Source organism: Streptococcus alactolyticus (assembly GCF_042649785.1).
In the GTDB taxonomy this organism is placed as follows: Bacteria; Bacillota; Bacilli; order Lactobacillales; family Streptococcaceae; genus Streptococcus; species Streptococcus alactolyticus.
This window is the reverse complement of the sequence record NZ_JBHRZX010000023.1, coordinates 1-6,835: the sequence shown is the minus strand read 5'-3', so window position 1 is coordinate 6,835 and position 6,835 is coordinate 1. Positions and strand designations below refer to the sequence as shown.

Here is a 6,835-nt window from a genome sequence, read left to right as displayed (position 1 = left end):
TTTTCTATGCACGAAAAGGCTCCATAACTTCTGACTGGGTGTTATCCACTACAGAAATTATAGAGCCGAAAAATCTATCAAGATGTCTTATCCTGATAGATTTTTGTGTTGTTTGATGTAGTCTAATTTTGCCTGTCGTGTTTTTCGTTTGAAGTGGCTTTCTGCGGACATGGCAGCTTGTTTGCTTTCAAAGCTTTCTTGATAGATGAGTTTAACAGGTAAGCGGGCTCTGGTGTATTTGGCACCCTTACCTTTATTGTGGGTCTGTATGCGTCTATCAACATCGGTGGTATAGCCTGTGTAGAGCGTTCCGTCTGCGCATTCGACCACGTAGAGATAGGCTAGTTTAGTGTCGTTTGGCATTTTTTCCAAAATAGATTTCAAAAATAGCGTCAGTGTACTCTCCGTTTTCTTTGTGGACAAAAAGCGGTGGGAGAATTTTCAGTCCATCTGTGGAGCCATCTTTGATGGCTTCAATGAGAAGCATATTAGCATCCTTGCCCATTTTAGGATAAACAAATTGAATGCGTTTTGGAGCTAGATTATACTGACGCAAGGTGTCGATGATATCAAGAAAACGGTCAGGACGATGCACCATGGCAAGGCGTCCGTTGGATTTGAGGGCGTGGCGTGCCACTTCGCAGATTTCGTCCAAATTGGTCGTAATTTCATGCCTAGCAAGTAAATAGTGCTCAGAGAGGTTTTTCTTTGATGTTTCGGATACTTTGAAATATGGAGGGTTACAAAGAATCAAATCAACACCTGAACGGGGGACATGGTTGAGTAGATTTTTCAAATCATCTTGCACCATCTGCACTTGATTTTCCAAGTGGTTGAGCTGGATAGAGCGTTGTGCCATATCAGCCAAGCGTTCTTGAAGTTCCACTTCGATAATGGGAGCCTTGGTGCGTGTGCTAGCAAAGAGCCCCACAGCCCCATTTCCTGAACAAAGGTCAACAATTAAACCACGTGAAGGTATTTTTGGAAAACGAGAGAGCAAGACACTGTCGATAGAATAGCTAAAAACATCCTTGTTTTGAATGATTTTTACATCTGTCGAAAAGAGTTGGTCAATGCGTTCACCCGCTTTTAAAGTTACATTAGTCATGCCATTTATTATAGCAAATTTTAGGGCAAGTCACTAGCACGCAGCACATTTATTCTTCCTAAAATAACTCAACCGTGGTACAATGTTAAGGATAATGAAAGAAAAGGAGCCCGCCTGTGTTTTATACGTATTTGCGAGGATTAGTTGTATTTCTTCTTTGGATTTTTAATGGCAATGCACATTATCATAATGAAGATAAAATATTGAGCAAGGATGAAAATTACATTTTGGTAGCGCCTCACCGAACGTGGTGGGACCCGATTTACATGGCTTTTGCGGCTAGACCAAAAGAATTTATTTTCATGGCTAAAAAGGAATTGTTTACCAATCGGGTTTTTGGTTGGTGGATTCGCATGTGTGGTGCCTTTCCAATTGACCGTGAAAACCCTGGTAGAGATGCCTTACGTTACCCAATTAATATGTTGAAAAAAAGCAATCGCTCTTTGGTGATGTTTCCAAGTGGTAGCCGTCATTCAACAGATGTGAAAGGTGGGGTTGCGGTTATTGCCAAAATGGCAAAGGTTAAGATTATGCCTGTCGTTTATGCAGGTCCAATGGACGTTAAAGGGCTCTTGACAGGAGAGCGTGTTGACATGAACTTTGGGAACCCAATTGATGTGTCAGATATTAAACGCATGAATGATGAAGGGGTTGAAGAAGTCGCTCATCGCATTCAGACTGAATTTGATCGTTTGGATGCTGAAAATGCGACCTTTCATGTGGATAAAAAGCCAAATCCATTGACTTACATTTACCGCATTCCGTTAGGACTCATTGCCCTTGTTGTGGTGATTTTAACCTTGATTTTCAGTTACTTTGCTAGCTTTGTTTGGGATCCAGACAAACACCGTAAAATGAATTAAACCAAAAATGCTCGGCTATTAGCCGGGCTTTTTTCGAATAAATAAGTAGAAGTGGTCAAAAACCACAAAATCACAAATAAGGGAGTTAGAGTGTTGGACGTTATTTTGGAAACTATCAAAGCAAAAGTATCAGAGCATAAGGTCTTGGCAGCGAGTTTTGGGACCGTGTTTGCCATGTTGCTGGCTTTTTTTTGTTTGGTCACAAGTCACTCAGCCTAAGGTGGAAGCCGAAAGCTCTTTGCCTGTCATTAGTAGCCAGTTGGCAAGCAGCAGTTCAGAGCAGGTCAAAAGCAAAACGGCGAGCAGCCAGTCTCAAACGACAAGTGGCAAAATAGTTGCGGACATCAAAGGGGCAGTGACCAATGAAGGTGTGTATGAGTTGCCTGCTGGCAGTCGGGTGACTGATTTGGTCAAAATGGCAGGTGGCTTCACGGAAGAAGCAGACCGAAAATCTGTGAATTTAGCTGAAAAAGTAAGCGATGAAGCTGTGGTTTATGTGGCAAAGATTGGGGAAGAGGTAAGTCCAGCCACAAAATTCCCCTCAACGGCCAGCGGTAGCCAGACAGAAGCTGCTACTGGTACCATCAATTTGAACACGGCGACAGCAACAGAACTTCAGACCATTTCAGGTATTGGGGCCAAACGTGCGCAAGATATCATTGATTACCGTGAGGCAAATGGCGGTTTTACTTCGGTTGAAGAATTGAAAAATGTGTCAGGTATCGGAGATAAGACCCTAGAAAAACTCAAATCAGAGGTGAGCATTGATTAACTATTTTCCCATTAAGCCAATTCAATTGGCTTTTTTAGTATTGTTGCTTTATTATTGGTGTTTCTCGCAAGCTTTATATTGTGGGTGTTTGCTATTGGTGGCCTTGCTACTTTTATGGAAACAGTACGGTTTTAAAAGATTAGGGCAGGTCTGCTTGTGTTTGGTAGGCTTTGCAGGTTTGTTTCTATACCAGGTGCAACAAGCAAATAGCGCTTACCGCTCAGCTCCCTCTAAGCTTCAACACATTCAGATAATACCAGACACTCTGTCAGTCAATGGGGATTTGCTCTCTTTTCGCGGTAAGGCAGATGGACGGACCTACCAAGCTTTTTACAGATTGTCATCGGAAAACGAGCAAAAATGGTTTAAAAATCTATCCCAAACAGTACTTTTATCTGGTGATATAGAGCTAGCAGAAGCTACGCCCCAGCGTAATTTCGGTGGTTTTGATTATCGGACTTATCTAAAACATGAAGGAATTTACCGTATGGCTACCGTGTCAGAGATTACGGAGATAAAGGCGGTTTCTTCTCTAACGTTTGTGGAAAGGTTGCATGAGTGGCGTCGTCAAGCCATTGTTAGCATTCAGCAGCATTTTCCAGCTCCCATGCAGCACTACATGACAGGGCTTTTGTTTGGTTATTTGGACAAGTCTTTCGCGGAAATGAGTGATATTTACACGAGTTTGGGCATTATTCATCTGTTTGCCTTGTCAGGTATGCAGGTTGGCTTTTTTGTAGGGATTTTTCGGACCTTCTTTTTGCGTCTGGGCTTGCGCCGTGACCAGGTGACGGTATTGCAAATGCCATTTTCCTTTGTTTATGCTGGGTTGACCGGTTTTTCCGTTTCTGTGATTCGAAGTTTATTGCAAGCTATTTTGGCACCATTTGGCATTAAACGATTGGACAATCTAGCTCTGACAATGCTGAGTTTGTTTCTAGTGATGCCCTCATTTTTGCTGACGACGGGCGGTGTTTTGTCGCTTGCTTTTGCGTTCATATTAAGTCTGGTGCAGTTTGATGACTTGACACGTTATTCTAAAATATTTGCTGAGAGTATCGCTATTTCGTTGGGGAGTCTGCCCTTGCTCATTTATTTTTTCTCGGTGTTTCAGCCCTTGTCGATTGTTTTGACGGCTTGCTTTTCATTTGCCTTTGACGTGGTTCTCTTGCCGCTTTTGTCCCTTGTTTTTCTCCTATCGCCTTTTGTTAAGCTGACCTTTTTAAATGGCTTATTTGTGTTTTTGGAGCAAATCATCAAGGTAACTAAGGGAATGATTGGAGCACCGCTGGTTTTTGGCAAACCCCATCTAGCTATTTTGCTGCTTTTCTTTCTAATATTAGGAATCTTGTACGATGTTTACCGTCGGAAAAAGCTGGCGCTTTTCTTGCTTGCCGTGGTCGCTCTACTCTTTTTTCAAACCAAGCATCCGCTGGAAAATGAAGTTACGGTGGTCGATGTTGGGCAGGGAGATAGTTTGTTTTTGCGAGATGTGACGGGCAAAACGCTGCTCATCGATGTGGGTGGCAAGGTTGGTTTTGGAAAGAAAGAAGCGTGGCAGGAGTGTTTCAGTGATAGCAATGCGGAACGGACGCTGATTCCTTATCTTAAGAGCCGAGGGGTCGGAAAAATTGACCAGTTGGTTTTGACCCACACCGATGCAGACCACATGGGGGATATGCTTGTTCTAGCCCAGGAAATGCCGATTGGCGAGGTTTTGGTCAGTCAGGGAAGTTTGACTAAGACAGATTTTGTGGCGAAATTGCAAGTCATGAAAACCAAGGTTCGAGCGCTCCAAGTAGGTGATATGCTGCCTATCATGGGTAGTCGCTTGCAGGTGCTCTATCCCCATGATGTAGGCGACGGTGGCAATAACGATTCGATGGTGCTTTATGGACAATTGCTGGGCAAACGCTTCTTGTTTACAGGGGATTTGGAAAAAGAGGGCGAGCAGGATTTAATGGCTACCTATTCTCATTTACCAGTGGATGTTTTAAAAGCAGGCCACCATGGTTCAAAAGGCTCCTCAAGTCCAGAATTTTTAGCCCACATTTCCCCACAAATGGCTCTGATTTCAGCAGGAGAGAAGAATCGTTACAAGCACCCTCACCAAGAAACCTTGGAACGTTTTAATCAGCAAGGTTTGCGCATTTACCGCACAGACCAAGAGGGCGCCATTCGGTTTAGAGGATTGACACATTGGCAAATCGAAACGGTGCGATGACTTGTTTGCCACCATGACGCTTGAGGGGATTTTTGATATAATAATGCTATGATTGCAATCGAAGAAGTGGACACACTAAAAAAGGAAAACCTAAGCTTGATTACAGTGGTGACAGGCGAGGATTTGGGTCAATTTTCCCAGCTGAAAGAACGCTTGATGGAGCGTGTGGGTTATGACAAGGACGATTTGACCTATTCTTATTTTGACATGGCTGAGGTGGATTATGAAGATGCTGAGATGGACCTTGAGAGTTTACCTTTTTTTGAAAACCAAAAGGTCGTGATTTTTGATAATCTGCTTGATATTACGACGTCTAAAAAAGCCTACTTGGATGACAAGGCCCTCAAACGTTTTGAAGCTTATTTGGAAAATCCTTTGGAAACGACGCGTTTGATTATCTACGCTCCAGGCAAATTGGACGGCAAACGCCGTTTGGTTAAGATTCTCAAGCGTGATTCCAGAATTTTTGAAGCCAAGCCTTTAAAAGAAGCAGAACTCAAAACTTATTTTCAAAAATTAGCGCATAAGGAAAAATTGACCTTTGATTCTGGGGCTTTTGACGCCTTGCTGTTGAAGTCTAACTATGATTTTAGTGAGATGTTGAAAAACATTGCCTTTTTAAAATCCTACAAGGCAGACGGTCATATTACGACAGATGATATTAGCCAAGCCATCCCTAAGACTTTGCAGGATAATATCTTTGATTTGACGCAGTTTGTGTTAAATGGCAGAATTAATGAGGCGCGTGACTTGATTCGTGATTTGCGTTTGCAAGGAGAGGATGAGATTAAGCTGATTGCGATTATGCTGGGGCAATTTCGGATGTTTCTACAAGTCAGCCTCCTAGCTCGTCAGGGCAATAACGAGTCGCAGATTGTTAGCCGCTTGTCTGATTATCTTGGCCGTCGGGTCAATCCCTACCAAGTTCGATTTGCGTTGCGGGATTCAAGGCCTTTATCCATTGCCTTTTTAAGATTAGCCATCAAGATTTTGATTGAAACCGATTATGCCATCAAAACAGGGACTTATGACAAGGATTATTTGTTTGATGTTGCCATTTTAAAAATCGCTCATGAACGCCATTGAAATTACTTAAAAAAGCGGTCAAATTATTTGCTCGCTCTGCTATTTTCTTATAGAATAAGAGTACAAAGATGAAAGAGGTAATCCGCATGGCTATTATTTTACCAAACCTACCTTACGCATATGACGCTCTTGAGCCTTATATTGATAAAGAAACCATGATTTTGCATCATGATAAACACCACGCTACTTATCTAGCAAATGCCAATGCTGCATTGGAAAAACACCCTGAAATTGGGGAAGATTTAGAGTTTTTGTTGTCAGATGTGACACGCATTCCAGAAGACATTCGTCAAGCCCTCATCAATAATGGTGGTGGCCACCTTAACCACGCGCTTTTCTGGGAATTATTGACGCCTGAAAAACAAGAACCAACAGCAGAAGTTCTAGCAGCTATTGAAGACGCTTTTGGCTCATTTGAAGACTTTAAAACAGCCTTTACCCAAGCAGCCACAACTCGCTTTGGCTCAGGATGGGCTTGGCTAGTGGTCAACCAAGAAGGCAAATTAGAAGTGATGTCAACAGGTAACCAAGATAACCCAATTTCACAAGGCAAACAACCTATTTTGGGTCTTGATGTGTGGGAACACGCTTATTACCTCAAATATCACAATGTTCGTCCAGATTACATCAAAGCTTTCTTTACCATTATTAATTGGGAAAAAGTCGCAGAATTATATAAAGCAGCAACTGCCTAAGTTGTTCGCTGAAAAATCGGCTCATTGTCAACTGTAGTGGGTTGATGCCAGCTAACATCTAGAGAGAACCAAATTGGTTTTCTCTTT

Annotated in this window: 7 protein-coding genes and 1 pseudogene; 6 read left to right on the top strand and 2 right to left on the bottom strand. The window is 42.5% G+C overall.

Annotation, left to right across the window (positions count from 1 at the left end):
* Window positions 1–87: 87 nt before the first annotated feature.
* Together ACFORE_RS05685 and ACFORE_RS05680 are read right to left on the bottom strand one after the other, a co-directional pair.
* On the bottom strand, window positions 88–363 hold the full coding sequence (locus ACFORE_RS05685) for a GIY-YIG nuclease family protein (protein WP_168261468.1): 276 nt from the start codon (window positions 361–363) through the stop codon (window positions 88–90).
* The gene (locus ACFORE_RS05680) at window positions 347–1,108 is read right to left on the bottom strand and encodes a tRNA1(Val) (adenine(37)-N6)-methyltransferase (RefSeq protein WP_154455097.1); all 762 of its coding nucleotides are present in this window, start codon (window positions 1,106–1,108) and stop codon (window positions 347–349) included. The genes ACFORE_RS05685 and ACFORE_RS05680 overlap by 17 nt, the downstream gene beginning before the upstream one ends.
* Window positions 1,109–1,224: 116 nt before the next feature.
* Between ACFORE_RS05680 and ACFORE_RS05675 the strand changes: the two genes are divergently transcribed.
* The 6 genes and pseudogenes from ACFORE_RS05675 (at window position 1,225) to sodA (ending at window position 6,748) form a co-directional block, all read left to right on the top strand.
* The gene (locus tag ACFORE_RS05675; RefSeq protein WP_167829302.1) at window positions 1,225–1,971 is read left to right on the top strand and encodes a lysophospholipid acyltransferase family protein; all 747 of its coding nucleotides are present in this window, start codon (window positions 1,225–1,227) and stop codon (window positions 1,969–1,971) included.
* Between the two features lie 90 nt (window positions 1,972–2,061).
* On the top strand, window positions 2,062–2,190 hold the full coding sequence (locus tag ACFORE_RS05670) for a hypothetical protein (RefSeq protein WP_380435040.1): 129 nt from the start codon (window positions 2,062–2,064) through the stop codon (window positions 2,188–2,190).
* A gap of 115 nt (window positions 2,191–2,305) precedes the next feature.
* Window positions 2,306–2,743 (top strand): annotated as a pseudogene (locus ACFORE_RS05665) (helix-hairpin-helix domain-containing protein); the annotation flags it as partial.
* The gene (locus ACFORE_RS05660) at window positions 2,736–4,967 is read left to right on the top strand and encodes a DNA internalization-related competence protein ComEC/Rec2 (RefSeq protein WP_264879810.1); all 2,232 of its coding nucleotides are present in this window, start codon (window positions 2,736–2,738) and stop codon (window positions 4,965–4,967) included. The pseudogene ACFORE_RS05665 and the gene ACFORE_RS05660, both read left to right, overlap by 8 nt.
* Before the next feature lie 48 nt (window positions 4,968–5,015).
* On the top strand, window positions 5,016–6,053 hold the full coding sequence (gene holA, locus ACFORE_RS05655; protein ID WP_154455095.1) for a DNA polymerase III subunit delta: 1,038 nt from the start codon (window positions 5,016–5,018) through the stop codon (window positions 6,051–6,053).
* Between the two features lie 86 nt (window positions 6,054–6,139).
* A complete protein-coding gene (gene sodA / locus ACFORE_RS05650; RefSeq protein WP_154455114.1) occupies window positions 6,140–6,748 on the top strand; it encodes a superoxide dismutase SodA in 609 nt (202 codons plus the stop codon).
* The last annotated feature ends 87 nt before the right edge of the window (window positions 6,749–6,835 follow it).